At 36.0% G+C, this 25,531-nt stretch carries 26 protein-coding genes and 2 tRNA genes; 24 read left to right on the top strand and 4 right to left on the bottom strand.

From position 1 onward, the window contains the following. Positions 1-23 precede the first annotated feature (23 nt). Positions 24-1,328, top strand: coding sequence for a hypothetical protein (locus tag GXZ93_05750; protein HHT79281.1), 1,305 nt, complete (start codon positions 24-26; stop codon positions 1,326-1,328). 39 nt (positions 1,329-1,367) lie between these two features. On the opposite strand, the gene GXZ93_05745 is transcribed toward GXZ93_05750, so the two are convergent. Beyond that, positions 1,368-2,261 (bottom strand): formate/nitrite transporter family protein, encoded by an 894-nt coding sequence (locus GXZ93_05745; GenBank protein ID HHT79280.1) that lies wholly within the window; start codon positions 2,259-2,261, stop codon positions 1,368-1,370. A 72-nt stretch (positions 2,262-2,333) separates the two neighbouring features. After that, positions 2,334-2,684 carry a cupin domain-containing protein gene (locus GXZ93_05740; GenBank protein ID HHT79279.1) on the bottom strand — a complete coding sequence of 117 codons (351 nt, stop codon included), beginning with the start codon at positions 2,682-2,684 and terminating at the stop codon, positions 2,334-2,336. Between the two features lie 66 nt (positions 2,685-2,750). On the opposite strand from GXZ93_05740, the gene GXZ93_05735 reads away from it, so the two are divergent. The 17 genes from GXZ93_05735 (at position 2,751) to GXZ93_05655 (ending at position 18,272) form a co-directional block, all read left to right on the top strand. After that, positions 2,751-3,980, top strand: coding sequence for a hypothetical protein (locus tag GXZ93_05735; GenBank protein ID HHT79278.1), 1,230 nt, complete (start codon positions 2,751-2,753; stop codon positions 3,978-3,980). Positions 3,981-4,611: 631 nt separating this feature from the next. Continuing rightward, positions 4,612-4,842, top strand: coding sequence for a hypothetical protein (locus GXZ93_05730; GenBank protein ID HHT79277.1), 231 nt, complete (start codon positions 4,612-4,614; stop codon positions 4,840-4,842). 61 nt (positions 4,843-4,903) lie between these two features. Further along, the gene (locus GXZ93_05725; GenBank protein ID HHT79276.1) at positions 4,904-5,791 is read left to right on the top strand and encodes a DUF89 family protein; all 888 of its coding nucleotides are present in this window, start codon (positions 4,904-4,906) and stop codon (positions 5,789-5,791) included. Positions 5,792-5,828: 37 nt separating this feature from the next. Continuing rightward, on the top strand, positions 5,829-7,040 hold the full coding sequence (locus GXZ93_05720) for a DNA replication/repair protein RecF (GenBank protein HHT79275.1): 1,212 nt from the start codon (positions 5,829-5,831) through the stop codon (positions 7,038-7,040). A gap of 64 nt (positions 7,041-7,104) precedes the next feature. Continuing rightward, complete coding sequence (locus tag GXZ93_05715) at positions 7,105-7,251, top strand: hypothetical protein (protein HHT79274.1); 147 nt, start codon at positions 7,105-7,107, stop codon at positions 7,249-7,251. After that, entirely contained in the window at positions 7,248-7,547 is a 300-nt protein-coding gene (locus tag GXZ93_05710) for a DUF721 domain-containing protein (GenBank protein HHT79273.1), read from the top strand. Before GXZ93_05715 ends, GXZ93_05710 begins: the two co-directional genes overlap by 4 nt. 242 nt (positions 7,548-7,789) lie before the next feature. After that, entirely contained in the window at positions 7,790-9,694 is a 1,905-nt protein-coding gene (gene gyrB / locus GXZ93_05705; protein ID HHT79272.1) for a DNA topoisomerase (ATP-hydrolyzing) subunit B, read from the top strand. Positions 9,695-9,718: 24 nt separating this feature from the next. After that, a complete protein-coding gene (gene gyrA / locus GXZ93_05700) occupies positions 9,719-12,154 on the top strand; it encodes a DNA gyrase subunit A (GenBank protein ID HHT79271.1) in 2,436 nt (811 codons plus the stop codon). Between the two features lie 129 nt (positions 12,155-12,283). After that, positions 12,284-12,670: a DUF4870 domain-containing protein gene (locus tag GXZ93_05695; protein HHT79270.1), complete on the top strand. Its 387-nt coding sequence runs from the start codon at positions 12,284-12,286 to the stop codon at positions 12,668-12,670. Positions 12,671-12,783: 113 nt separating this feature from the next. After that, positions 12,784-13,218, top strand: coding sequence for a hypothetical protein (locus GXZ93_05690; protein ID HHT79269.1), 435 nt, complete (start codon positions 12,784-12,786; stop codon positions 13,216-13,218). 49 nt (positions 13,219-13,267) lie between these two features. Next, positions 13,268-13,344: transfer RNA gene (locus GXZ93_05685), tRNA-Ile, on the top strand. A gap of 139 nt (positions 13,345-13,483) precedes the next feature. Next, positions 13,484-14,110, top strand: a complete 627-nt coding sequence (locus tag GXZ93_05680) for a hypothetical protein (protein HHT79268.1) — start codon at positions 13,484-13,486, stop codon at positions 14,108-14,110. Positions 14,111-14,183: 73 nt separating this feature from the next. Beyond that, entirely contained in the window at positions 14,184-15,263 is a 1,080-nt protein-coding gene (locus GXZ93_05675) for an aldose 1-epimerase family protein (protein ID HHT79267.1), read from the top strand. Between the two features lie 70 nt (positions 15,264-15,333). Next, positions 15,334-15,409: transfer RNA gene (locus GXZ93_05670), tRNA-Ala, on the top strand. A gap of 413 nt (positions 15,410-15,822) precedes the next feature. Then, positions 15,823-16,758: a hypothetical protein gene (locus GXZ93_05665; protein HHT79266.1), complete on the top strand. Its 936-nt coding sequence runs from the start codon at positions 15,823-15,825 to the stop codon at positions 16,756-16,758. A 5-nt stretch (positions 16,759-16,763) separates the two neighbouring features. Continuing rightward, positions 16,764-17,768 carry an MtaA/CmuA family methyltransferase gene (locus tag GXZ93_05660; protein HHT79265.1) on the top strand — a complete coding sequence of 335 codons (1,005 nt, stop codon included), beginning with the start codon at positions 16,764-16,766 and terminating at the stop codon, positions 17,766-17,768. Between the two features lie 24 nt (positions 17,769-17,792). Further along, on the top strand, positions 17,793-18,272 hold the full coding sequence (locus GXZ93_05655; GenBank protein ID HHT79264.1) for a hypothetical protein: 480 nt from the start codon (positions 17,793-17,795) through the stop codon (positions 18,270-18,272). Here the strand turns inward: GXZ93_05655 and GXZ93_05650 are convergent. After that, positions 18,256-19,560: a hypothetical protein gene (locus GXZ93_05650; GenBank protein HHT79263.1), complete on the bottom strand. Its 1,305-nt coding sequence runs from the start codon at positions 19,558-19,560 to the stop codon at positions 18,256-18,258. The genes GXZ93_05655 and GXZ93_05650 overlap by 17 nt on opposite strands. Positions 19,561-19,738: 178 nt before the next feature. Here GXZ93_05650 and GXZ93_05645 point away from each other — a divergent pair, with 178 nt between their 5' ends. The 5 genes from GXZ93_05645 to GXZ93_05625 all read left to right on the top strand — a co-directional run bounded on the left by GXZ93_05645 (position 19,739) and on the right by GXZ93_05625 (position 23,442). Then, the gene (locus GXZ93_05645; GenBank protein ID HHT79262.1) at positions 19,739-20,068 is read left to right on the top strand and encodes a bh protein; all 330 of its coding nucleotides are present in this window, start codon (positions 19,739-19,741) and stop codon (positions 20,066-20,068) included. 70 nt (positions 20,069-20,138) lie between these two features. Continuing rightward, a complete protein-coding gene (gene lpdA, locus GXZ93_05640) occupies positions 20,139-21,530 on the top strand; it encodes a dihydrolipoyl dehydrogenase (protein HHT79261.1) in 1,392 nt (463 codons plus the stop codon). Between the two features lie 52 nt (positions 21,531-21,582). After that, positions 21,583-22,410, top strand: coding sequence for an HAD family hydrolase (locus GXZ93_05635; protein HHT79260.1), 828 nt, complete (start codon positions 21,583-21,585; stop codon positions 22,408-22,410). A 150-nt stretch (positions 22,411-22,560) separates the two neighbouring features. Beyond that, positions 22,561-22,938, top strand: coding sequence for a hypothetical protein (locus GXZ93_05630; GenBank protein HHT79259.1), 378 nt, complete (start codon positions 22,561-22,563; stop codon positions 22,936-22,938). 36 nt (positions 22,939-22,974) lie between these two features. Next, entirely contained in the window at positions 22,975-23,442 is a 468-nt protein-coding gene (locus GXZ93_05625) for a rhodanese-like domain-containing protein (protein ID HHT79258.1), read from the top strand. An 8-nt stretch (positions 23,443-23,450) separates the two neighbouring features. Here GXZ93_05625 and GXZ93_05620 read toward each other — a convergent pair whose 3' ends face one another. Beyond that, a complete protein-coding gene (locus GXZ93_05620) occupies positions 23,451-24,821 on the bottom strand; it encodes a cation-efflux pump (GenBank protein HHT79257.1) in 1,371 nt (456 codons plus the stop codon). Positions 24,822-25,099: 278 nt separating this feature from the next. On the opposite strand from GXZ93_05620, the gene GXZ93_05615 reads away from it, so the two are divergent. After that, a complete protein-coding gene (locus tag GXZ93_05615; protein ID HHT79256.1) occupies positions 25,100-25,423 on the top strand; it encodes a hypothetical protein in 324 nt (107 codons plus the stop codon). The last annotated feature ends 108 nt before the right edge of the window (positions 25,424-25,531 follow it).

Here is a 25,531-nt window from a genome sequence, read left to right as displayed (position 1 = left end):
TTGAGATTATTGCAGTAGTGGTATTGGCAGTGATAGGAATTATTTTTTATATAATAATAATAACCAGAAGAGATGACAAAAGGCTTATTGTTTTTTCAATTTCATATCTTCTTTTAAATTTTGCTTTCTTTATTCCAAGCGGCGGAAGAATATGGAATGCAAGGCTGCTGCCTTTTATATACATCAATGCTTTCTTCCTTGCATGCTACATGATATATCTTCTTTTTGGATTTTTAATGTCATGGCTTTCCGGGAAGAAAGCAGTTGCAAAAAAGATAACTGCTCTTGTTTTTGTTCCGCTGCTTGCTTTCCTGGTTTTTGCTTCTGTTATTGCCACTCAGCCGAAGGCTGCAGGATGGGCTGCCTACAACTATACCGGATATGAGACAAAGCCGCACTGGGGAACCTATATGGAGATGATGGATTATATAAAATCAAAGCCGCCGGGGAGATGGATGGTTGAACAGGATCATGATAATCTTAACAAGCTTGGCACTACACGGGCATTCGAGCTTATACCATTCTGGACAGAAAGCGCAACCATGGAAGGACTTCTTGTGGAGGGAGCATTTACTTCTGTCTTTCATTTTTCAAACCAGGCATTACTTTCAAAAAAGCCAAGCAATGCCATCCCGGGACTGGATCAGCCTTCACTGAACGTGGCTGCAGGTGTTAATAACTTAAAAATGATGAATATAAGATATATGATAGCAAGTTCCGATGAAGTAAAAAAACAGCTTGATAAAAACCCTGATGTCCATTTCCTTGCAAATTTTGATGTTTTTAATTTTTATGAAATAAATACTACAAACAGTTATGTCGAGGTTTTAAAATACGAACCTTACAGAATCAGGACAGGCAAATGGTATGATTCCATACTCCCCTGGTTTAATTCTGGTGACCCGGACAGGATTTTCATTTTATGGGATCAGGGGGAAGAAGAATTGAATCGGTTTGAGGAGATAACTTTCGTGCAGTCCAATAATCCTGCCAGACATATTCCGGATTATGAGGGAGAAGTTATAAAGGAAAAAATTGAAAATGAAAAAATAACATTTGAAACGACAGCTATAGGTGTACCGCATATAATTAAAATTTCCTATTTCCCAAACTGGAAAGCAATCGGAGCTGAAGGGCCCTTTGTAATATCTCCTTCATTTATGATGGTAATACCCGCACAGAACAAAGTTACTCTTTATTACGGTTCAACCACAATAGATATTATTTCAAGAACTCTGACCCAGATAACCTGGGCATTTCTTGTCGTCCTGCTCATAACTGAAAGAATCGTATGGCTAAAACGCAGAAAAAAATCAAAACAGCAGTAAAGCAATCATTTAAAAAATAACAGAACAGAAAATATTTTTTTAATCCTGTTTTCCGGAAGCCCGGTCTTTCCTTTTCCGGGGAAGAATTATTACTATCCAGTATATAAGCCCGACCATAACCGAACCGCCAACCATATTTCCTATGGTAACGGGCAGAAGATTGCCGAAAAACCCGCCTATATTTAATCTGGAAATATCAAGATCAGGAGCCATTCTGCTTAAGGCAGCCAGAACATCCGTATTGTTTTTAAGCACTATGCCCATGGGAATTAAAAACATATTTGCAATACTATGCTCAAATCCGGATGCGACAAATACGGTGATGGGGAATATAATTGCTGCAATCTTGCTTATCACGGATCTTGCACTAAAGCACATCCAGACAGCAAGGCATACAAGCGCATTGCACAGTATCGCACTTATAAAAGCTTCGGTAAAACCCAGATTTGTTTTTGCAGCGGCGATCTGTACCGCTTTGGCTCCCAGCATGAATTCTTTTGTTTTCCATTGATTTGTAAGAAACATCAGCAATACAACGCTGAGAGAGCCGATAAAATTGCCGACATAGTTTACTGACCAGTTTTTAAGCAGCTGTTTCCAGGTTATCACGCGGGATACGAATGCCATTATCATCATTGTATTGCCTGTAAAAAGCTCAGCACCTGCAATTACTACAAGGATCAAGCCGATTGAAAAACAGATTCCGCCGATAAGCTTTGTAAACCCGACGCTTAAGGGGGAATCAAAGATCACTATAGTATAAAACTCTCCTGCAATAGCTACAAAAGCTCCTGCCATGATTGAAAGCAGAAACAAAGAAAGAAAACCCAGTTCGGCTTTTTCCCTGCCGGCAGACTCAACTTTTTTTGCAATATCAGAGGGTTCATAATCATCAAAATTCAAATCTTTTTCTGACAAAAAATCCTCCTTAATTTTATTTTAAAAGCAAAATTACGGATTTAGGTATTTTAAGGACTTCCATGGAAAAAATAAACTCAAAAATTATTAATAGTCTATATGGATTTTTCCTGCAAATACAAAAAATATTCTCAATCTGAATCTGTCACCTGTTATTATCGTATGCTCTGCCAGTTTTGGAACAAAAAGGAAATCTCCTTTTTTCACATCAATTAATTTGCCATCAACATCTATTTGTCCTTTTCCGCCCAGCACATACAGTGCTTCGTCCACTTCATGAGCGTGAGTAAGTGATCTGATATTTTTATCAAACTCAACTATTCCCAGATTAAGGTCCTCTGATTTGATATGACCCTGAAGACCGAAAGCAAATCTGACCCATCTGTCATCAAAATATTTTTTATTTATCTGCTTTTCATTAAACTTATAATTTTCCATAAAACTCCTAAAATATTTTTTTATTTTAATGTTATAATTATCATTATTTTATAAATAAAGACAAATATGAATTTAAAAGCTGATAAAAGTTTTTCTTTTAAATTATTCTACAATATTTTTATAGCTGTATTTGTTTTTATTTTATTTCTGTCTGTATTTGCCTTTGACATTTATGCGGAATCCGGCGGAAAAGGATTCTTAAATCCTGTTTCAAATATTGTTTCTACAGGTGCTGATACTTACCTCAACGGGGCAAATGATGTTTTTGTGAGCGGAAATTATGCCTATATCGCAGCAATGGCTGACAATTCCATGACAATCATAAATGTCTCAGATCCAAAAAACCCGGTATTTGAATCAAGCATAAAAGGAATGGGCACTCCTAATTATCTTGGCGGCATTTCAAAACTTTTTGTAGTCAGTCATTTCTGTTTTGCAGCATGCAGCAAAGATAATTCATTTGTCGTAATTGACTGTAATGATACAAAAAATCCTGAGGTAGTGGCAGTAATATCCGGTTCCGGAGCTCCTAATTATCTTGGCGGCGCAAGAGATGTATTTATCAAAGATAATCGGGCTTATGTAGTTTCTTCTGCAGATAATTCACTTTCAATAATTGATGTAAGCAGTCCCCAAAATCCCAGGATGCTCGGTGTTGTGCAGGGAGCAGGTGCTGGCAGTTATCTTGGCGGTGCAAGCGGAATATATGTAACCGAAGGACATGCTTTTGTAGCCAGTGAGAAAGATAATGCTATTGCCTGTTATGATGTCAGAAATCCGGCCAACCCCGTATTATCCGGTTTTGTAGAGGGAGCAGGCAAACCCGGTTATCTTGGTGGCGCAAAAAGTATTTTTATTAAGGACAATATAGGTTATGTTGCTTCCTCAAAAGATAACACACTGGCTGTGATAAATACGAAAGACAAGAGCAATATCAAGACAGAATATTCCATAACAAGCAGCAGTATCGACAATTATCTCAAAATGCCTCAGGCAGTTTTTGTAAGGGAAAATTTTGTATTTGTAATCAGCCAGGAAAGCAATTCTCTTGCTGTTTTTGATATCGGCAATCCTTCACAGCCAAAACTTGCAGCTTCTCTTAACGGGGCAGGCAGTCCCAATTTTCTCGGCAGGCCCGCAGGTCTTTTTGTTCTGGGGAAATATATTTTTGTCACTACTGCCGGAGATGACTCATTATCGATTTTTGAAACGAATATAGGTATCAAAGCCATTACGGACAATAATGTATCAAGCCTCAGAAAATGGCTGAGAATACATAATCCTTACTCAGTCTGACAAAAATTGACCCTATCCCCGGAGGGATAGGGTAGCTATTATCAATCATTCGCAGAAAAAAGCTGAATGTTGACTGACTTATTGTATAATTTCAAACTCCCCGAAAATTTCAGGATGTATTGCTTTTGACAGCATCTTAAGGCCCCTTATCACATTCTGATTCGGCCTGGAAATTGTGTTATCAGGGGATTATATATACTTTTCGTTCACATCACCAGTACCACTCCAGATTTTCACTGGATTCCCTTGGAAATCAAAGTCAAGTCATTAAAATTTCAAAAAATCATATGTTTTTAAAAATATAACATAATAACTTTAAAAATCAATTGATCAGGCTGAAATATTATCCGGCAGACTGATCAGAAAACTTTTTGTGAAGCTGCTTTGCCATAATTTAGAGACCTTTCCTTTTAGACTTAAATTATAGCTCAAGCAACAGTTCACTTTTAAATCATAAATTTAAAAAACAGCTCACTTTTAAAATGTAGATGACAGAAAACATCATCAATATTGAAAAAGATATAAAATTATTATATGTTTTTGTGTTAAACTATAAACATCGGTTTTGCTTTAAAAAATTTCTGTGTCTGCACGGATAAGTAAAAAACATATTATCTTAAGAGGGAGTTTAATGAGATTTGTAGACTATAAATGCAATGATTGCAATGAAATAAATGAATATTATATCAGCAGTGAAGATACTGAAAAGCTTAGCTGCCTGAAATGCGGCAGCCTGGATTTAACAAGAGTTTTTGCACCGATCCAGTGCAAATGCCAGCCCGGAAACGGTGGAGGCACCGGAAGTTATTCACCGGGGAAAAGCTGTTCGGGTTCCTGCTCAAGCTGCTCCGGTTGTTCCTGACAGATAACCGGATGGCCAGATCTGTATTATAACCATGTAAAAGGATTGGAAGTATCAGATTATGAAGATTCCCCTGGATTGCATCCCCTGCCAGATAAGGCATTTTATTAATTCTGCCAGAATGTTTACTGATGACGAAAAAGTCATTTCAGAAGTTCTGGATTATACTCTGGGCATTACTTCAAAATACAGAAGCTACGATAATATTTTCAAAATGTATATTGATTCAAACAGGATAATCGAGAAAATTGGTTCAGGCTTAGATCCGTATAAAGGTTTCCGGGAAGAAATTAACAGGATTTTTCTTGAAGCTGAGCCCGAATTAAAGAAAATTATTAAAGAGTCTTTGTTTCCGTTTGAAGCTGCCTTGAGAATATCCATTGCCGGAAACAGCATTGATGTGATGCAGCAGGGAAATCATATAATAAGCCAAAAGATTATTAAAAATGTCCTAAAAACAGCTTTCAGTCAGGAAATAGACAAATCAGCAATAAAGAGATTATATGATGAGATAATAAAAGCGGAAAAAATATTATTTATTGGGGATAACTGCGGGGAAATAGTGCTGGACAGGATATTTATCGAATATTTAAGGGATAATTTACTGTATGACAAAATTAGTAAAATAACATATGTGGTAAGAGGAGGCCCGGCTCTTAACGATTCAACCATTGAGGATGCAGAAAATACGGGTATGCGCAGTACTGTAAATGTAATAACTACAGGAGCTTCAATACCGGCAGCATATCTTCCGTACAGCTCTGAAGAATTCAGGAAAAATTATTTTTCATCCGATCTGATAATCTCCAAGGGTCAGGGAAATTTTGAAGGACTTTTTGACAGACACGAGAATATATTTTTTCTGCTTAAGATTAAATGTCGGACTTTTGAAAGATTTTTTAATAATAAATATAAAACCGGCGATATTATTATCGAACAGCCGTTATGATGAGATATCATAAATTTAATATTTTATTTTTGGATAAATGTTTATAAAGACTCTTGAACTCATTAACTACCGTAATTATCCTGCTATCAGACTTGCATTCTCCAGTCATCTTATTCTGCTTCTGGGCAAAAACGGTGCCGGCAAAACAAATCTTCTGGAATCCGTTTATTTTATTGCAAACGGCAAGTCGCACAAGATCATACCCTGCGGAGATCTCATCAAGTGGGGAAGCCCCTATTCAGTAATAAGATCAGTCATGGATATTGAAGGAAAAGAAAATCTTGTAGAACATCAGATAGAACCTGGCGGAAAAATCAAAATGAGATTCAATAAGATTTTTTTAAAGAACCGGCAGACGGTTTATAAAAAAATGCCTGTTGTCATATTCTCGCCTGATGATCTCAGGATAATAAAGTCATCACCGGTCTTCAGAAGGGAATTTTTGGATGATATATTAAGCAAATTATCTCCGGACTTTTATAATTTCAAGCTTAAATACCAGAAAATACTTGCCCAGAGGAATAGTCTTTTAAAAGGAATGGACGCAGGTTCTTATAATTATGGGCGTAAAGAGACAATGGATGCATGGAACGAAAGCCTTGTGGAAAAAGGAACGAGGATAATTTCCGAAAGACTGAGACTTCTGAAAATTTTAAAAGATAATTTTTTAAAATACATGGGCTATTTTTTCAGCGGAATCAGCTTTGATATTTTTTATGTTTTCAGCTGGGCAGGAACAGATTCTGCCGGGGAAAACGGCAGCGCCGAACAAGACAATGCCTCAGAAAGCGGATACATCAGCGACAGAGAATCCGGACCGGATGATTTTGAAAAAGCTGATGACGGGCATATCTACGATGTTTTTCTGAGTAATCTTATTTTAAAGATGAAAAAGGATATAATTACAAAAAATACTTCAATAGGTCCGCACAGAGATGACATAGTCATAACGCTTAATGGGAAAGATATAAGATATTTCGGTTCACAGGGACAGCAGAGGATATCTTCTATCTGTCTCAGACTTGCAGAGCTTGAGGTACTTAAAAATAATATTGATAAAAAACCGATTCTTTTGCTTGATGATGTTTTGTCCGAGCTTGATATTGAAAGAAAATCACTGCTGTTAGAACTTATAGGGAATGATTTTCAGACATTTATAACTGCTGCCAACTATGAATATATAAAGGATATAAAACTCGGTAAATGTGAGAAGTATATTATTGAAAATAATGAATTCAGGTTGTTATAAAACTAAATTAATAAACAGTATGGTAAAGAGGATGAAAATAAAAAATCTTTAAAGGAGCTGGGAAATGCAAAAAGTTAAGAATAAACTGAATACCAAAAAGTTTGCCATAGGTGAACTGCTTGATATGGAAGGATGTGCAAGATGCGGAAACTGTACGCCGCTGTGCCGCGGCTTTTCGTTGCTTGCAAGCATGGAAGGTGCTGAAGAATGATGTCTGAACCTGATAGTATTGCTGATGTGCTTAAAGCATATATACAGAACAAAAATATTGCAAAAAAAATCAACAGCCATAAAATATTCAATTACTGGCCGGCTATAGTAGGCAGAGATATTTCCCTGCATGCAAAACCGAAAATGCTTCGCAACAATGTTTTATATATATCCACATCTAATCATATCTGGTCAACAGAATTGGGTATGATGTCTCAGGAGATAATAAGCAAAATAAATGCTTTTCTTAATGATGAGGTAGTCCTGGAACTTAGAATCAGGCCGGATTTAAAATAAAGAATTCTTATTGGTTTTCTGATATCATAATTTTTTATTTATATAAACTTTTTTTAAAACTTAATTCAAATTAAGTGAAATTTGTGCTCAAGTCTGATATAATTAAGATTAATTAATTATATTTTAATTATTTGAATTTGAGTAAAATCAAGTTATTTTTTATCGGGGTAATAAGTTTAATACTTTTTGCGGGCAGCCAGGCTTGTTACCTTTTTATTTTGTAAAAAGGCGGGTGAATTGTTTTGACAGATTCGACTTATGATGCCAAAGATATCACGGTTCTTGAGGGGTTAGCTGCTGTCAGAAGAAGACCAGGCATGTATATCGGCTCAACAGGAACCAGAGGGCTTCATCACATGATTTATGAAGCTGTTGACAACAGCATTGATGAAGCAATGGCAGGTTTTTGTGACAAAATATTTGTTGTTATAAATAAAGATGGCTCTATTACTGAAATAGATAACGGAAGAGGTATTCCTGTTAATAAAATGGACAGATACAACAGACCGGCTGTAGAGATTGTCCTTACCAAGCTTCACGCAGGAGGCAAATTCGGAGGAGAGGGATATAAAGTTTCCGGAGGCCTGCACGGAGTAGGCATATCAGTAGTAAATGCGCTTTCTGAAAAATTTATTGTTGAGATAAGAAGAGATGGATATGTCTTCCGGCAGACATTCGAAAAAGGCAATCCGGTAACAGATCTTGTAAGAGGAGAGAAAACGACTCATAGCGGAACGCTTGTTACTTTCTGGCCCGATAAGGAGATTTTTGAGGAAATAGACTATAAGAGTGAAATCCTCTCAACTCGTTTTAAAGAAATGGCATTCCTTAACAAAGGACTGGAAATTACTTTTGTTGATAAAAGACAGGAGCCGGAGTTAAGGGAAACATACAGATATGAAGGCGGAGTCATTGATTTTATAAAATATCTTTGCGAAAAGAAAGATATCATTCACAAGAAAATCATATATATGCATAATCAGGAAACCAATCATGAGGTAGAAATTGCAATGCAGTATACGGGTGGTTATTCTGAATCGATTTTTTCATTTGCAAACAATATCAATACCACTGAAGGCGGAACACATCTCAGCGGCTTCAGGGGAGCGATTACAAGAACAGTCAATGATTATGCGAGAAGCGCCGGTCTTTTAAAAGAAAAGGACGAGAATCTGCAGGGAGAAGATGTAAGGGAGGGCCTTACAGCTATTATCAGCGTCAGGCTCAAAGAGCCGCAGTTTGAAGGACAGACAAAGACCAAACTGGGCAACAGTGAAATAAAAGGATTTGTGGAATCGACTGTAAATTCAAAACTTGCAGAGTTCTTTGAGGAAAATCCCGATGCGGCAAGAGCTATTGTAGCAAAATGTATTGATGCTTCCCATGCAAGAAGCGCAGCGAAAAAAGCAAGAGACCTTACCAGAAGAAAATCCATGCTTGAATCAGGCTCTCTCCCGGGCAAGCTCGCTGACTGCTCAATGAGTGAACCTGAATTCTGTGAACTTTATCTTGTTGAGGGAGACTCTGCGGGCGGCAGTGCAAAGCAGGCTCGTGACAGAAGATTCCAGGCTATACTTCCGCTGAGAGGCAAGATTTTAAATGTTGAAAAGGCAAGGCTTCACAAAATCCTTTCAAGCGCTGAAATTCTTGCAATAATAACAGCAATGGGCACGGGGATAGGTGATGAATTTGATGTTAAAAATGCAAGATACGGGAAAATCATAATCATGACTGATGCGGATGTTGACGGAGCCCATATAAGGACTCTCATACTTACTTTTCTTTTCAGATATATGCCAAAACTTGTTGAAGAAGGCTATGTTTATATAGCGCAGCCACCGCTTTATCAGGTAAAAGAATCCAAAGATGTTCATTATGCATATTCAGACGAGGAACTCAGGAAGATACTTGACAGTATAAAAAACAAAAAATATGTCATTCAGAGATATAAAGGTCTTGGAGAAATGGATGCTGAACAGTTATGGGATACTACAATGGATCCGGAAAAAAGAACTCTTCTCAAGGTTGAAATCGAAGACCTTCTGATAGCGGACGATATTTTCTCAACTCTTATGGGGGACAAAGTAGAACCGAGAAGAGAATTTATAGAGAAGAATGCAAAAGGAGTTTCATTTATTGATGTTTAAAATTAATTATAAAAGGGCAACCACATGGTTTATGAGATAAGAGGAAAAATAAAGAATATAGGCATAGAAGCAGAAATGCAGGACAGCTATCTGAGCTATGCCATGAGTGTAATTGTCGGCCGTGCGCTTCCTGATGTAAAAGACGGATTAAAACCTGTTCACAGAAGGATTCTTTATGCAATGCTTGACATGGGCATGAAGCATAATACTCCGTTTAAAAAAAGTGCAAGAATAGTTGGTGAAGTTCTTGGAAAGTATCATCCTCATGGTGATACAGCCGTATATGATTCGATGGTTAGGATGGCACAGGACTTTTCATTCAGATACCCGCTTGTAGAAGGACATGGAAATTTTGGTTCAGTTGACGGTGACAGTGCTGCAGCCATGAGATATACAGAAGCAAGACTGACAGAGTTTGCTGAAGAAATGCTTACGGATCTTGAAAAAGAAACAGTAGGTTTTATGGACAATTTTGACGGTTCGCTTAAAGAACCCATTATACTGCCTGCAAAGATACCCAATCTTCTTGTAAACGGCTCCAGCGGGATAGCAGTCGGAATGGCAACCAATATACCGCCTCATAATCTGGGTGAGGTAATTGACGGAGTTATTGCCTATATTGACAATAATGAAATCAGCATAAATGACCTTATGAATTATATTAAAGGACCGGATTTCCCGACAGGCGGAAAAATTATGGGGATGAAAGGCATTGTGGATGCTTACAACACAGGAAGAGGAATTGTCACTGTCAGGGGAAGAGTTCATATAGAACAGACAAAAAAAGGCAAGCAGCAGGTAATTATCAGTGAAATACCATACCAGGTTAATAAATCAAGCCTTGTTGAACGAATTGCGAATGCTGTCAAGGAAAAAAAGATAGACGGAATAAGCGACTTAAGGGATGAATCCGACAGAAGCGGTATGCGTATAGTGGTTGATGTAAAAAGAGAAGCTGATCCCAATATTGTTGCAAATCAATTGTTCAAGCACACTCAGCTTGAAAATACTTTCGGAATTATTCTTCTTGCGCTTGTTAATAATGTTCCAAGGACGCTTAATCTTAAGGAAATAATTAATGAGTATGTAAAGCATAGATATGATGTAGTCGTAAGAAGAACAAAATTTGAACTTAAGAAAGCTGAGGAAAGGGCACATATACTTGAGGGGCTTCTGATTGCAATAGACAATCTTGATGAAGTTATCAAACTTATCAGGGCTTCCAAAGATGTTCCTGCTGCAAAAGCAGGACTTATAGAGAAATTTAGTCTTACCGATACCCAGGCCCAGGCCATTCTTGAGATGAGGCTTCAAAGGCTTACCGCACTTGAAAGAGAAAAAGTCAAAGCTGAATATAAGGAACTTATGGATAAAATCCAGTATCTGAAGAAAATCCTGGGCGACGACAAGCTTATATACGGAATAATAAAAGACGAATTAAAAGAAATAAGGAAGAAATATTCTGATGAAAGAAGAACAGAAATAACAACCCAGAGCGCTGACTGGGATATAGAAGATCTTATTGCGGAAGAGGAAAATGTTATTTCCATTACTCACAGCGGATATATAAAAAGACTTCCTGTCACTACTTACAGAAAGCAGAACAGAGGCGGCAGAGGAGTAACGGGAATGAATCTTAAGGAAGAGGATTTTGTAGAGCATCTTTTCATATCCTCGACACATAATTTTATAATGTTCTTCTCCAATTTCGGAAAGGTATATAAACTCAAGGTTCACGAAATACCTGAGGGCAGCAAAATTTCTAAAGGGAAGGCCATAGTAAACATACTCCCATTCAGGCAGGGCGAAAGCGTAAGAGCTGTAATTGCTGTAAAAGAATTCAGCAAAGATGAATATATAATAATGGCTACCAAAAAAGGATATGTGAAAAAGACATCACTTTATGAATACAGGTCTTCAAGAAAAGACGGCATAGCTGCAATCATTCTGAGGGAAAAGGACGAACTTATAGGAGTTGAAAGAACAAGCGGCAAAGATGATATAATACTGATTACCAAAAACGGACAGGGAATCAGATTTTCGGAAAAGGACTGCAGGCCAATGGGAAGAACAACTCAGGGCGTGATAGGGATGAAGCTGGAAAAAAGGGATGAAGTCCTTTCCATGGTAGTTGCCAGGGATTTAAACAGCGATCTTTTCATACTTACTGATAATGGCTTCGGAAAAAGGACTGTTGTAACGGAATTCACCAGGATCCGCAGAGGCGGAAAAGGTGTAAGAGCCATAATCGTTACCGAAAAGAAAGGGAAAATCGCAGGAGCGGGAATCCTGAGAGAAGATTATGATGTGATAATCATGTCTCAGAACGGAATAGTCATAAGAACGCCTGCAAAATCCATATCCAGATTCGGGAGAGCAAGCCAGGGAGTAAAGATAATGAATCTTGAGCAGGGAGATAAAGTAGCATCGACTGCATTTACAGCTCCTGAAGAATCCTGACAGAAGCAGTTGCTTTATCTTTTTTTAATGGTATTGTTTTAATTGAGCTAATTAAATAATATAATTGAACCATTGCATTCAATAAATATTTTTTAAAAACACCACCAACATTATTTACAGGAGGGAAATATGACAGATCAAAAAGTAATAGATGCAGATATCAATAAAAAAAGTTCGACTGGTCTTGAGCCAAAAATTGCATGTCTGTTAGCTTACATTTTCAGCTGGCTGGGAGGTCTCATAATTTATCTTCTTGAAAAAGAAAATAAATTCGTCAAGTTCCATGCGCTCCAGGCTTTGATTATCGGAATCCTGGAAGTAGCCTGCATAATTGTAATATCTGTCATTCTTGGCTTTATTCCATACATCGGACCGTTATTATTCTCATGGCTTGGCTATCTTGCTACAGGTGTCTGCTGGGTTTTCGCAATAATAGCACTTGTAAAAGCATTTAATGGTGAGAGATATTATATTCCTTTCCTGAGAGGTCTGATGAATAAATTTTATAAAGAATAAATTTTCTTCTATTGTCTATTGTCTGTTCTTCTTTATATTTTTAATAGACTTACTGTTAGAGGATATCTTTCCAATTTCAGTAAGTCTATTTTTTAATAAAACAGGGGGATGTTATGGCTAAAACAAATATCAGCAGAAGAATAATAAGCAGTATCAGCGAGTGGTCTGTTTTTAAATTCGTCATAATTGCTTATCTGATTTTTTTTGCACTGGGAGTTGTAATATTTGCGGTATTTTTTCTTTTGTCCTGGATGGGGCTGGAGATTCCGGGAACGGGTTTTGAAAATACCGGGATTACGGCAACCATGCAGTCCTTTGGCATCAACATGACAAATATAAATCTCTTTTCCGGTGCAGCAGGAGTTATGGGAATAATTATCTTCATTCTTGTGGGACTGTTGTTTTCAGTTGTTTTTGCAGCAATAGTCACTTTTTTTGCCTGGATTTTTAATATTATCCTGAAAATAAGCGGAGGTATTGAATTAAGATTTAAAGATAGGGATACTGTTGCTGATAATAAAGCTTCCAAGCCGCTACAATCTGATTGACAAATGCCTTTAATATTGATATTTTATCGCTTGCAGATTTTTTTGCTTTGGGCGTATAGCTCAGATGGTTAGAGCGCGTCCCTGATAAGGACGAGGCCTCTGGTTCGAGTCCAGATACGCCCACCACTGTCAAGATCTGCCTGAAATGACAGGACAGATACCGGTAATCATTCTTATTCAATCAGACAAATCAAGACGATATGATATCTGATATAAAAATCAATATAAATTCAAAATCCATATTATTAATATAAGGAAGAACCGCATGATTAAAAGAAAAGCAATTAATATCAATGAAGAACTTTGCAACGGGTACGGCAATTGTACTCCTGATTGCCCCGAAGGCGCTATCCGGATAACTGATGGCAAAGATTCAGAAAAGGATGAAAATACCGGACGCACCTCTTCGGGAATATGTCCGGGTTCCCGGACATCAGATTTTGGCGGGAAAGAAAAAACACACAAAGTAAAACCGGGCATATGGAAAACGCCTTTAAGCGAAAAGCCTGAAGATGAAATAATGAAAAAAACACAACTAAAAAACTGGCCTATAAAGATAAAACTTGTACCTCCGAATACACCTTTTTTACAGAATTCAAGTATTCTTATTGCTGCTGATTGTGTACCTTTTACGCATCCTGATTTTCATGAGAAATTCTTAAAAAGGAAAGTACTGCTTGCAGGCTGCCCGAAATTTGATGATGTGCAGTTTTATCTGCAGCGCATAAGTGATATAGTTAGCAACAATAATATAAAGTCCATAACAGTTGTCTATATGGAAGTGCTATGCTGTTTCAGCCTTATATCTGTTGTGCAGGAGGCTATAAAAAGATCAGGAAAGATCATCCCGTTTGCAGCCATTAAAATAAACACCAGGGGAGAAATCATTTAAAAACTCTTTTTTAAGAGTTTTTAAAGTTCTAAGTTTATTATTTATCATTTTCTGTTACCAAGGAGCAAGTGAAATGAAAATTTTTGGAAATGATTTCAGCAGGGAAGAAATAAAAAAAAGAACCGGTGATATTACACAGCTTGGCGGATTAAGGTTTTTTGAGTTTTCTGACGGGATGTCAAAAGGAGTCAGGGCAGCCGGCATGAAAAGTATAAATGCCGGGATAGACATGACTGTGATTTTAGACAGGGCGATGGATATTTCAGCTTTTTCATACAAAGGCATACCTCTTGTATGGCGTTCATGCACAGGTGAGACCGCTCCTTCTTTTTACGAACCCGGAAAGGATGAATGGCTGAGATCTTTTTTTGGCGGACTGCTGACCACATGCGGACTTACTTATTTTGGCGATCCTGCCACAATCGGCTCAGAAGAGTTCGGACTGCATGGAAGAATTGCAAATGTTGCAGCACAGAATATTTCTTCAAAAGCTTATTGGGAAAATGATGAGTATATAATGGAAATAAGCGGGAAGGTACGGCAGGTAAAGGCGCTTGCAGAGAAACTTGAACTAAGCAGATGCATCAGGCTATTTTCATTTGAATCATTAGTAAGTATTGAAGATTCTATAGAAAATTTTGGTTTCTTGCCTTCACCTCTTATGGTTTTATATCATATGAATTTCGGATGGCCGCTGCTTGATGATAAAGCGGAGCTATATGTGGGCAAAGGAGAAACAATCCCCTTAAATGAGGATGCGGAGAAAAACTTAAAAGTGTTTAATAGCTTCATCAATCCGGTAAACGATTTTGGACCTGAAGTTTTTGCACATGATATAAAAACTGACAGCGACGGATTCTGTTATGCAGCCCTTGTGAACAGAAATCTCGACATGGGGAATGGTCTGGGTGTCGGGCTTAAATTCAGCAAAGAAAATCTTCCTTATCTTATTGAATGGAAGAATTTTAATCCGGGAGAATATGTGCTTGGACTTGAACCCGGAAACGCATTTGTCTCGGGCATAAGCAAAGAAAAGGAAGCCGGCAGAGTAAGAACAATAAATCCCGGTGAAAAAGTGGAAATGAAGATAGAAATCAGGATTTTAAGTGGCCATAATGAGATAGATGACTATCTAAGGCAGCATATAAAATAATCTGTTTTTATAAAATAATGTTTCTTTATTTTTTTTAAAAATTGTGTTATTCTACAATACCGTCAGTCGTGGGGGTGTAGCTCAGCTGGGAGAGCACCTGCCTTGCAAGCAGGGGGTCAGCGGTTCGATCCCGCTCATCTCCACCATTCTTGGGGATGTATAATTTGCTACCGTTTCTTATAAAAAATCTTGGTCTTTTGTTAAAAAGCTGCATCTATCCTGTTGCCGATCATGCAACAAAAGACCTTTGCAGCTTAACAGGCTATTATTCAAAAATGTAAATATGGTTTGTTGCAGACTTTTCAGGTTCCAAGCTAATTAAAGGTTCACCGGTTCTTAATCAAATAAAAGAGGGTTCCTGCCAACACATAAAATATTAATATTGCTCCCTTTCCTATTATGCCATAATATATTAAATATCATTCTTGAAAATGTTATTTCTGATAATTTGATTTTTTGTAAAAGCATTATTTAAAATATAAGTGAGAATTAATAAATATTAAAATAGCAAAAACTTTTTATAATAAATCATAAACAAACAAATAAAATAGGAATATAAATGGAAATCAGAAAAAATTATCAGTATAGCGGCTGGAATGACTGTATTCTTGTTCAGGACAATAAAATAAAGCTCATTATTGTCACAGACATAGGACCAAGGATTATCAGTTTTGGCGCTCGTGAAGGTAAAAACATGTTCAAGGAATACAGTCAAATCGGTAGCACAGGTGGAGATGAGTGGGTGCCATACGGAGGACACAGATTATGGCATGCTCCCGAATCATCACCCAGAAGCTATTATCCTGATAACAGCAAAGTGGATTATAAAATAGATGGAAGTACCGTAATCTTAAGCCAGCAAACTGAAAAAACCACAGGTATTAAAAAAGAGATGGAGATAACTTTATTTGAAGAGAATAGTTTTGTAGAAATTGTTCACAGGATAAAAAATGAGAATATATGGGCGATTGAAGCAGCCCCGTGGGCAATAACCATGATGGCAGAAAATACAAGAGCGATAATACCCCATGAACCATTCGAAAGCTGGGATGTAAATCTTCTTCCTGTAAATTCACTTAATTTGTGGGCTTATACAAAAATGGCCGACCCCAGATTTAAATGGCAGAACAAATATATACAGTTGAAACAGGATCCGTCTTTTACTTCCAGGCAGAAAATAGGAATATCGAGCAGGCAGTGCTGGGTTGCAGGAGCCTGCAAAGATGACCTGTTTGTTAAGAGATTTTTCAGATTTCCTTTTGCAATTTATCCTGATCTGGGAAGCAATATAGAAGTTTATACTGACGAAGATGTAATTGAGCTTGAGACACTGGGATCCATGGAAGTAATAGAGCCCGGTGAATATCTGGAGCATACTGAGTACTGGTTTTATTTCAATACAGAGCTTGATGAAGATGAAGAAAGCCTTGATAAAACATTAATTCCGCTCATAGATGAAACTGAGAATATATTATATAAAACCGGTGAGAGATAAGAAAAATGACTCCCAAAGATTTAATAACAGCTGTCCTTAAAAATCAGAAAACTGAAAGAAAAGCAGTCTTTAATCCGGTTTCCTCAGCTACTGTCGTGCAGATGGAAATAATGGACTCTTTTTTCCCCGAAGCTCATTTTGATGCAAAAAAAATGTTTGAGCTTTCAAGAGCCAGTTACGAAGTTCTCGGATATGATGCAATAATGCCTGTTTTTTCAGTTGTTATAGAAGCTTTTGCAAATGGCTGTGAAGTTGACTGGGGCTGTCCTGAAATGATGCCGCAGATAAAAGGAAAACTCTGGAAAAGCTATAAGGATATCGAAATTAAAAAAAATTTTCTTGATAATTATGCTGCCAGGGCAGTCCTTGATTGCATCGGTATGCTTAAATCAAAGTACCCCGATGTTGCCATTATAGGAAAAGTATTTGGGCCATGGACTTTATCATATGATTTTTTTGGAGTTGAAGATTTCCTTATAAAAACAATAATTAGTCCAAATGAAGTTGAAGACATGCTTTCAAAATTAAGCGAAATAACTCTGATATTTGCACAGGCGCAGATCGATGCAGGCGCGGATTTCATTACTGTTGCCGATCATGCAACAAAAGATCTTTGCAGTCCCATGGCTTACAGAGATTTTCTTATCCCCATTCATTCAATGCTTTCAAAAGAGATAAAAGTACCGGTAATATTGCATATATGCGGAGACACACTTGACAGAATTGACTATATCTGCCAGACAGGAGTGTCGTTTTTTCATTTTGAATCAAAGGTAGAGGCAGAAAAAGCAGTTGAAATTTGCGGGGGAAGAACCAAACTGATAGGAAACATAAATAATTCGCTCACTCTGCTGTTTAAAAGACCGTCAGATGTAAGAGCACAGGTATTTGATGCAATCGAAAGCGGGGTAGATATTATCGGACCGGAGTGTGCAGTTCCGCTTGTCACACCGCTTGAAAATCTGATAGAAATTGCAGTTGCAACCAAGGATTATGGCAAGATTAATTAATAAACTTTCTGACCGGAATAAATTATGTCGAGGATATGGATTGAAATTTTTTTAGGAAAAATAGGAAAATATCTAATTGATTTCTTTTCAAAATATTATATATGGTTTATTCCGCTCATTGTTTTATACGGACTTTTTATGTCTTTGTCTTCCTATAATCTCAGAAGAATGGAAAAGAAAGTATCTATAGATATAATCAAGCAGGCAAAATATCTCATAAGGAGAAATCCTGAAATCAATTTTGTCGGTCTTGTCGAAAATATAGTAATCAATTGGAAAGGAATTGTCAGGTCTTATTCTTTTTTTCCTTTTATAGCCAATGAGTTTGATTTATGGGTGGTAAGAACATCACCAAAAGCTCTCCGCACCTTTATATTTGGAGATGAAAATAAAATGCGAACAATTCTTGAAAGAAACAATATTTACTTTAAAGAATTGCCAGGAAGTGTTCGTAAAAATCTTTACATCGATCTTACAAGAAGGATCTTTAAGAGAAGAGCTTGAAAATAGGTTGCATTATCTGAATCAGCACCCAGTATATCAGGTTTGAACCCATACCCATGCTTGAGTAATTATTAAACCCCTTCACTATCTGCTTTCCCGAATCATCAGTCAGAAAGTCCGTTATAAATCCTGTCATATTTGTAGAGATGAGGAGTATTATGGGAATTATTATTATTGCCGAGATGAAACTTCTAAAAATATCGCCCCGTGACAGGCTGATAGCCCAGATAAGAATAAGAGGTATCATTACAAGATCTGCACTTGGCAGCATTTTATTTCCCGGCAGTATTGTTGCAATATAAACTGTAAGGGGAATCATTATTGCTGAAAGACCTATAACAGAAGAATTGCCGGCAAGTATCATCGGGTTTATCCCGATATATATTTCTCTTTTGGTGAACTTACTGTTAATAAAAGTTTTCATATCATATATTATCGGAATTATTCCTCTATAAAGAAGAGATATGGCTCTGGGCATCAGAACGGCAATAACAGCCAGATAAAGGCCGGAAAACAGGCTGTATAGGATGCTGGGCCATAAATTATAAGAAAATTCCTTATATTTTGAGACTGCTCCTATTATCATCCCGAGTATAAATCCTATGACCATAGGTTCTCCGACAACGCCAAGCTTGTACTGGATTTCTTCATAAAAAATATTTATTTTTCTGACAAAGGGGATCCTGTTAAATAAAAAATTAATTAAATTTGGAATGGGAGTCCATATAATTGTAGGCGGATTGGGAACGGATATACCCCTTATGCCATAATAGTTCTCAAGATATGGTGCGTAAATATCTGCTATTACAAAAGTAACGGTTGCAATAACTCCTGAAAATAAAAAACCCATCCAGTAAACTCCGGTTATTTCATACACAAGTACCCCTGAAAACAAGGATATCCAGAGATTCCATATATCAAGATTAATTGTCCTTGTCAGCCTCAAAAAAAGCATCAGCACATTGATTCCAATAAGAAACAGAAAAATGAAAATAGTATAAGGAGTATAAATATCGACTTTTTGTGCAATAAACCATCCCGTATCTATAACCTGAAAAGTTTTTGAAGAAGAGGAGATAATGGTGCCGATAATAGGATTAAAAAACATTATATAAAAAAACATAAGTATTGAAAAAGCAAAAAGGCCGAGATATGTAAAAGCTACATTCTTCAATAATATGAGTTTGTTTCTTGAAACAATAAGACCAGCAAATAAGAATAAAACAGATATCAAACCTACAGGACCGATGCTGACAAAAACACGTGTTATTTTAATTAAGAAATCCATATAAATACCGGAACGGCTTTTTCATTTTATTGCAAAAAAAATTTAAACTTACTATATCAAAATTTGTTGATTTATTTAATAAGAGATAAAAAAATGATATTTAATATTTTTTCAATTAAACTTTTAATATGATATATTTTCAATATCAAATTTTTAATTAGGAAAATCGGACTGTTTTATGCAAAAAGATGAAGAAACCAAAATAGCCTTATTCTGTGTAAACTGTAATGAAGAAACAGAGCATGTTGTTAATTATATTGGTGAATATCTTAAAAGTATCCAGTGCGACAAATGCAGAAAGAAATTCGAGATTGACAGAAGACATTTGAGAGCGGTGTTTGCAGAGGATTTTATTGAAAGAGTGCTTTCAAAGCCTCACAGAATGTCAAGAGACTTCAAGGAAGCTATGGCTTATATGATGCCCTTTTTCCCAAAAAGACTTTTTAGAGAACCGAAAAAAGTAATAAAAGAAATCATTGAAGTCCTCAGAAAGAAAAACGGGGATTAAGTAAATTTTTAATGCAATAATCCTTAAAATGTTGTATTTTTTATATATTTTATTTTGAAGGGAGAAATAAATGGAACAGAAAAATTTTGACCTGGCAGTCCTGGGTGGCGGACCGGGAGGATATGTGGCGGCCATAAGAGCAAAGAAACTCGGCATCAATGCTGCGGTAATTGAAAAAGAGAATCTGGGCGGAGTATGCCTTAACTGGGGATGTATCCCTACAAAAGCACTTGCACATACTTCTGATGTAATTGAAGCTATAAGGAAGTCAGCTGAACTTGGGATAAACATTGCCGGTTCGGATGTTGATTTCTCAAAAGTTATGGAGAGAAAAGATAAAGTAGTTTATATGAACAGGGCAGGCCTTGAATATAATTTTAAAAAGAACCAGATTGAAATAATAAGAGGAGAAGGCAGACTTGCTTCCAAAAATAAAATAATTGTAAAAGGAAATGACGGAAATACGATTGAAGTGAATGCAAAAAATATAATAATTGCAACCGGCTCACATGCATCAAGCGTTCCTCCGTTTATTCTTGATAATGAAGGTATTCTTGACAATGTCGGCATTTTAAGCCTGAAAGAACTTCCGGAGTCCATGCTGGTTGTTGGGGGAGGAGTAGTTGGTTGTGAATTCTCGAGTATTTTTGCAACACTTGGCACAAAGGTGACAATAGTTGAATTAATGCCGAGCATTCTTCTAAATGAAGACGAAGAAGTCTCAATGCTTATAAACAAAATATTTACCAAAAAAGGCATAAATATACATACAGGCATAACAGTTGGGAACGTAAGCAAGGAAAATAATAAATATACCTGTAAATTAAGCAATGGTGAAACTATTACAGTTGACAAGATTTTGGTATCTGTGGGCAGAAAACCAAATTCAGACAATATTGGACTTGCAGAAGCTGGAGTTGCAACAGATGCAAAAGGATTTATAAAAGTAGATGAATATCTGAGAACCAATATAGATAATATTTTTGCAATAGGCGATGTAATAGGAGGTTATCAGCTTGCTCATGTTGCTTCTTCCGAAGGTATTATAGCAGTGGATAATGTTCTGAATAAAAATAAAGAAATGAAATATAATGTTATTCCATGGGCTATTTTTACAATACCTGAGATAGGAACAGTAGGGCTAAGTAAAAAACAGGCTGTAGAAAAAGGATATGATGTATGTACAGGTATGTTCCCATTTAAAAACAGCGGAAAAGCTGTAGCCATACAGGATAATGAAGGATTCGTTAAAATATTTACTGATTCCTCAACAGGTGAAATACTTGGCTCTACAGTGATAGGCCCTAGAGCTTCCGATCTTATACATGAAGTGGCGCTTGGAATGAGTGGTGAGCTTACAGTGGATCAGATTGCAGAAACAGTTCATGCTCATCCTACACTTTCAGAAGCTGTAATGGAAGCAGCAGAAGACTGCTTTGGTCTTTCAATTCACAAAGTATAAGAGATTGAAATATTAATAATAAAACATTAATAATTAAAGACTTATTCTGATTATGTTTAAATTATTAGTTACGGATGTTGACGGAACTCTGCTTGACCATCAGTCGAAACTAACTGAAATAAACAAAAGAGCCATTAAGGAATGTATAAAAGCAGGCATTCAGGTGGTAATTGCAACAGGAAAATCTTTTGCTTCAGTGACAGATCTGATAAAAGAATTTGATTTACAGCTCCCCCAGATAACTCTGGGAGGAGCTGTAACTATTACTCCGGACGGCAAAGTAATCGATTCTGTTACAATTCCCGAAAAGTTCTATCACGAAATAATAGACATGATAAGGGCCAGAGGTTATGAACCCCTGATTGCGACTGTTGACGGCAATATTTATTATCAGAAGTTTGTTCCGGGGATGAAGAATGTCATGGAAATAGGAGAAACATTATGCAAAGCTGATAATATTAAAAAAGACGAGTTTGCAAAACATTCAGTAAGCATTTTTTTATCCATAACAGCAGAAGATCCTCTGGATTCATACATAAGGAAGAAATTCGGAAGCAGATTGCTTGTGGTTCGTTCAGGCAAATATTTTTTTGACATTCAGAATATTAAAGCTTCCAAGGGGGATGCTTTAAAAAAACTTATAAAAAGGCTTAAGATTGCAAAGAATGAGGTTATCAGCTTTGGGGACAGCCAGAATGATATAAGTCTTTTCAAAGAATCCGGATTCAGCATAGCAGTGAAAAATTCCTATCCCGAGTTAATTGAAATTGCCGATGCCGTTACTGACGAGAATCATAAGTCCGGCCTGGGCAAAGCAATATATAAATACATTTTACACAAAGATATCAGCTCTGAAGCATTTTTTGATACCGGCGACTGACAGGAGTAAAACACGGTTATAAAAGTTGTTTCTGAATCTTTTTTGATAAAAAATTGCTTTTTTGCTTATTTTGAATTAAGTTATTAGTATCTTAGAACAATCATCATATATTTAACCAAAAAATAATTTTAAAAGTTATTTTAAAATTCAATGTCAGAACCTAGCAGTGTAATCCTAAACAAAAGAATAAAATTTGCGCTATTGAAACCTGTTACCAAGGAAGAATTCATCGAAAAAATAGTTGAATTTATCAATGGCATAGCGAACTTTCTCAGCGATAACGGGTGCGAGAAAATAGGCCATATAAATTTTATTGCAACTACAGATGGTGAAGATTATCTTCAGATAAATATCACTGAATGTGATGAAAGTCCGAAAGTCAAAGATCTTTTAAGAAAAAAATTCAGTAAGATAAATGCAATCCTAAACGTAATTGAGTTTGGTGTAAAAAAAGAATATATAGACAATAAGATCAATGAGGAAATTGAAAATATCAAAGCTTATTTTAATTTGGATAATAAAACTTAAAATCAATCAAAAAAGATCAGTTTTTATAAATATATTATGATGATTAAAAAAAATATTTTAAAACCGGCATTTATAATAATTATAGTAATTATGTTCTGCATTACTGTTTTGCAGGGGTGTCTTAAAACGGCTGATAACAAAGAATCTGCGACTGAAGCAGGAAGCGCCGGCGTTGATAAAGAATCGGTCGGTATTTATAAAGGGATTACTGTTGATGAAGCTTATGAAATGATAAAAAACGGTGGATACCAGATTCTTGATGTAAGGACTCCTGAGGAATATTCAGAAGGATATATTGCAGGCTCCGTTCTTATACCTGTCTCTGAATTGGGAAAAAGGCTGGATGAGCTGGAAAAAGAGCTGCCGGTTGTAGTTTATTGCAGATCAGGAAAAAGAAGCGCCAAGGCATCAGAAATCCTGAAAAAAGCAGGATTTAAAGAAATATATAATGTGCTTGGCGGCATAACGGATTGGTCTGCAAAAGGCTATCCGATTGAGAAATAAACAATTTTTTAATCAGGCTCTGCATGAATGGTGAGCTCATCAATATCTTTAAATTTTGCTTTAACCAGATTTTCCATTTCGGAAGTCAGATTATGGACGCTGGTAATGTCCATATTTTTATCAAAACGACAGTGAAATGAAATATTATATCGCCCGTCTTTAATCAGGACTGCAAAATCGTGGCATGAATCTTTATCGGTAAAATCTGTCAGGCTGTTTTTTATACCATTAATCAGAAAGTCAGACCTGTTAGTGATATCTGTCCATTCTTCCGGATGGTTTTCAACCTCAATATGTATATAGATATTATTTAATTTGTCTGAAATATTTTTTATTTTATCTTCTATATTTCTTGTTATAATTTCTGCTTCAGCCAGCTTTATGTCTTTTTTAAGTTCTATATGCAGAGTAATATTAAAGCCTTCTTTAAAATTATTAACCGATATATTATGGATGTCTTTGACTTTCGGTTCTTTAAAAACGATATCTTTTATTACCTCTTCCATGCTTCCCTCAGGCAAATCAGATTTTGTTTCAATCATTACCTCGCAGTCCGGTATTTTCTCCGCAAGACTGCGCTTTATCTGCTCTTTTATTGTTTCTACCTGTGAAAGATGAAGACTGCTTTTAAGGGACAAATCAAGATTAATGAATTTGATATTGCCTACTTCCTGTATCTTGATATTGTTTACTTTTTTTATTTTCTTAAAATCGGTCAGTTCTTTTTCAACTTTTTCAGTAATTTCAACAGGTATATAACCCAGGAGATCCCTGATTGTTTTTACTGAAAGTCTTATGCTGAATACAAGTATTATCAGGGAAACAATTATTGAGGCAATGGGATCGGCAATATTTATTCCGTAACGGACAAATACCAGGCTAAATATTACTATCACTGAGCTTATCAGATCCCCTGAATAATTGATAAGGTCCGCTTTAAATGCTATGGAATTATATCTTGAAGCGATTTTGGCAATATAAATTACTCTTATCAGATTAAGCATTATTGAGAAAATAAGTACCGCAAATACATAAATGTTGATATTCAGTTCATAATCTCTGTTTATAATCCGGCTTATGGATTTGTATATTATAAAAAAACAAAGAAGCATGATTATCAGTGTCTCGAGAAAAGCTGAGAAATTCTCATATTTTCCATGTCCGTAAGGATGATCCTTGTCCGCCGGTCTTGTAGATATTCTTATTGCAAAGAAAGTTATAAGAACAGTTACAATATCAAGCATATTATTAAGAGCTTCAGAATAAACTCCCAGGCTGTTTGAAGTATAGGCAACTATGGTTTTTATAGCTACCAGAAAAATTGAAACAGCCAGAGAAAAAACCGACAGTCTTCTTTTTGCAAGATCTTTTGATTCCATAAAGAAATATTTTTTAATAAATCCTCAGACTGTATGACAGTCCCCAGGGATTTTTTGTTAATAATAATGCAATAATAATGCAATTCAGGCAATTTTTACAGACATGAACCGGAAAGATGATGAAAGACATCATATCACAGCTCTCAAAATTTAAAAAAACAGTTCACTTTTAAAATGTAGATGACAGTTTAACAAATACAGTTTGAAAAATAATGGCAGTTGAATTAGAATTTTTTAATTGACATGTTTTTTATAAATATAATCCTGTTGGAGGAAAAATGGAAAATGCCGAACTATTTAAAATAATTAAGAAATTTGATAAAGAAATGAATGATTTATATAAGAGGCAAAAAAAAGAAGCCGGATATTATTCAGAATTAAACACTTATGTTCTTAAGGATATCGGCGGTTATGAGGCTGTTAAAAGATTAATACACTTTAAAGAAGATTCAGAAGCTTTAAAAGTTTTTGCAGACAAAAAAAGACTTGACCTTGCAGTTGAAAATCTTGTACTGAAAAAAGATTATGAAAAACTGTTTACTGAAGCAGAAAAAGAAATCTGTAAAAAGAGGCTTGAGCAGTATTCCGAACTGTCTGTCTGAAATATAAAAAATCTGCCGGAAAGATAAAAATAAGATTTAAAGTCCTTTAAATTTTAATATTTATTATTGTTTTTATTTAATTTAATAACTATAATTAAAACTTGTTTA

The organism is Actinomycetota bacterium (assembly GCA_012837825.1).
Taxonomy (GTDB): domain Bacteria; phylum Actinomycetota; class Humimicrobiia; order Humimicrobiales; family Humimicrobiaceae; genus Humimicrobium.
Note: the sequence above shows the minus strand (reverse complement) of the source record. Positions and strands in the feature narration are given on the sequence as shown.

What these genes read in the sequence shown, in the direction of transcription:
- GXZ93_05635 (HHT79260.1), top strand. Translation starts at nt 21,583, where the DNA reads ATGTTTAAATTATTAGTTACGGATGTTGACGGAACTCTGCTTGACCAT.
- GXZ93_05625 (HHT79258.1), top strand. Translation starts at nt 22,975, where the DNA reads ATGATGATTAAAAAAAATATTTTAAAACCGGCATTTATAATAATTATA.
- GXZ93_05725 (HHT79276.1), top strand. Translation starts at nt 4,904, where the DNA reads ATGAAGATTCCCCTGGATTGCATCCCCTGCCAGATAAGGCATTTTATT.
- GXZ93_05630 (HHT79259.1), top strand. Translation starts at nt 22,561, where the DNA reads ATGTCAGAACCTAGCAGTGTAATCCTAAACAAAAGAATAAAATTTGCG.
- GXZ93_05720 (HHT79275.1), top strand. Translation starts at nt 5,829, where the DNA reads ATGTTTATAAAGACTCTTGAACTCATTAACTACCGTAATTATCCTGCT.
- GXZ93_05620 (HHT79257.1), bottom strand. Translation starts at nt 24,821, where the DNA reads ATGGAATCAAAAGATCTTGCAAAAAGAAGACTGTCGGTTTTTTCTCTG.
- lpdA (HHT79261.1), top strand. Translation starts at nt 20,139, where the DNA reads ATGGAACAGAAAAATTTTGACCTGGCAGTCCTGGGTGGCGGACCGGGA.
- GXZ93_05740 (HHT79279.1), bottom strand. Translation starts at nt 2,684, where the DNA reads ATGGAAAATTATAAGTTTAATGAAAAGCAGATAAATAAAAAATATTTT.
- GXZ93_05650 (HHT79263.1), bottom strand. Translation starts at nt 19,560, where the DNA reads ATGGATTTCTTAATTAAAATAACACGTGTTTTTGTCAGCATCGGTCCT.
- GXZ93_05645 (HHT79262.1), top strand. Translation starts at nt 19,739, where the DNA reads ATGCAAAAAGATGAAGAAACCAAAATAGCCTTATTCTGTGTAAACTGT.
- GXZ93_05735 (HHT79278.1), top strand. Translation starts at nt 2,751, where the DNA reads ATGAATTTAAAAGCTGATAAAAGTTTTTCTTTTAAATTATTCTACAAT.
- GXZ93_05690 (HHT79269.1), top strand. Translation starts at nt 12,784, where the DNA reads ATGGCTAAAACAAATATCAGCAGAAGAATAATAAGCAGTATCAGCGAG.
- gyrA (HHT79271.1), top strand. Translation starts at nt 9,719, where the DNA reads ATGGTTTATGAGATAAGAGGAAAAATAAAGAATATAGGCATAGAAGCA.
- GXZ93_05710 (HHT79273.1), top strand. Translation starts at nt 7,248, where the DNA reads ATGATGTCTGAACCTGATAGTATTGCTGATGTGCTTAAAGCATATATA.
- GXZ93_05655 (HHT79264.1), top strand. Translation starts at nt 17,793, where the DNA reads ATGTCGAGGATATGGATTGAAATTTTTTTAGGAAAAATAGGAAAATAT.
- GXZ93_05730 (HHT79277.1), top strand. Translation starts at nt 4,612, where the DNA reads ATGAGATTTGTAGACTATAAATGCAATGATTGCAATGAAATAAATGAA.
- GXZ93_05695 (HHT79270.1), top strand. Translation starts at nt 12,284, where the DNA reads ATGACAGATCAAAAAGTAATAGATGCAGATATCAATAAAAAAAGTTCG.
- GXZ93_05715 (HHT79274.1), top strand. Translation starts at nt 7,105, where the DNA reads ATGCAAAAAGTTAAGAATAAACTGAATACCAAAAAGTTTGCCATAGGT.
- GXZ93_05675 (HHT79267.1), top strand. Translation starts at nt 14,184, where the DNA reads ATGAAAATTTTTGGAAATGATTTCAGCAGGGAAGAAATAAAAAAAAGA.
- GXZ93_05665 (HHT79266.1), top strand. Translation starts at nt 15,823, where the DNA reads ATGGAAATCAGAAAAAATTATCAGTATAGCGGCTGGAATGACTGTATT.
- GXZ93_05615 (HHT79256.1), top strand. Translation starts at nt 25,100, where the DNA reads ATGGAAAATGCCGAACTATTTAAAATAATTAAGAAATTTGATAAAGAA.
- GXZ93_05680 (HHT79268.1), top strand. Translation starts at nt 13,484, where the DNA reads ATGATTAAAAGAAAAGCAATTAATATCAATGAAGAACTTTGCAACGGG.
- GXZ93_05660 (HHT79265.1), top strand. Translation starts at nt 16,764, where the DNA reads ATGACTCCCAAAGATTTAATAACAGCTGTCCTTAAAAATCAGAAAACT.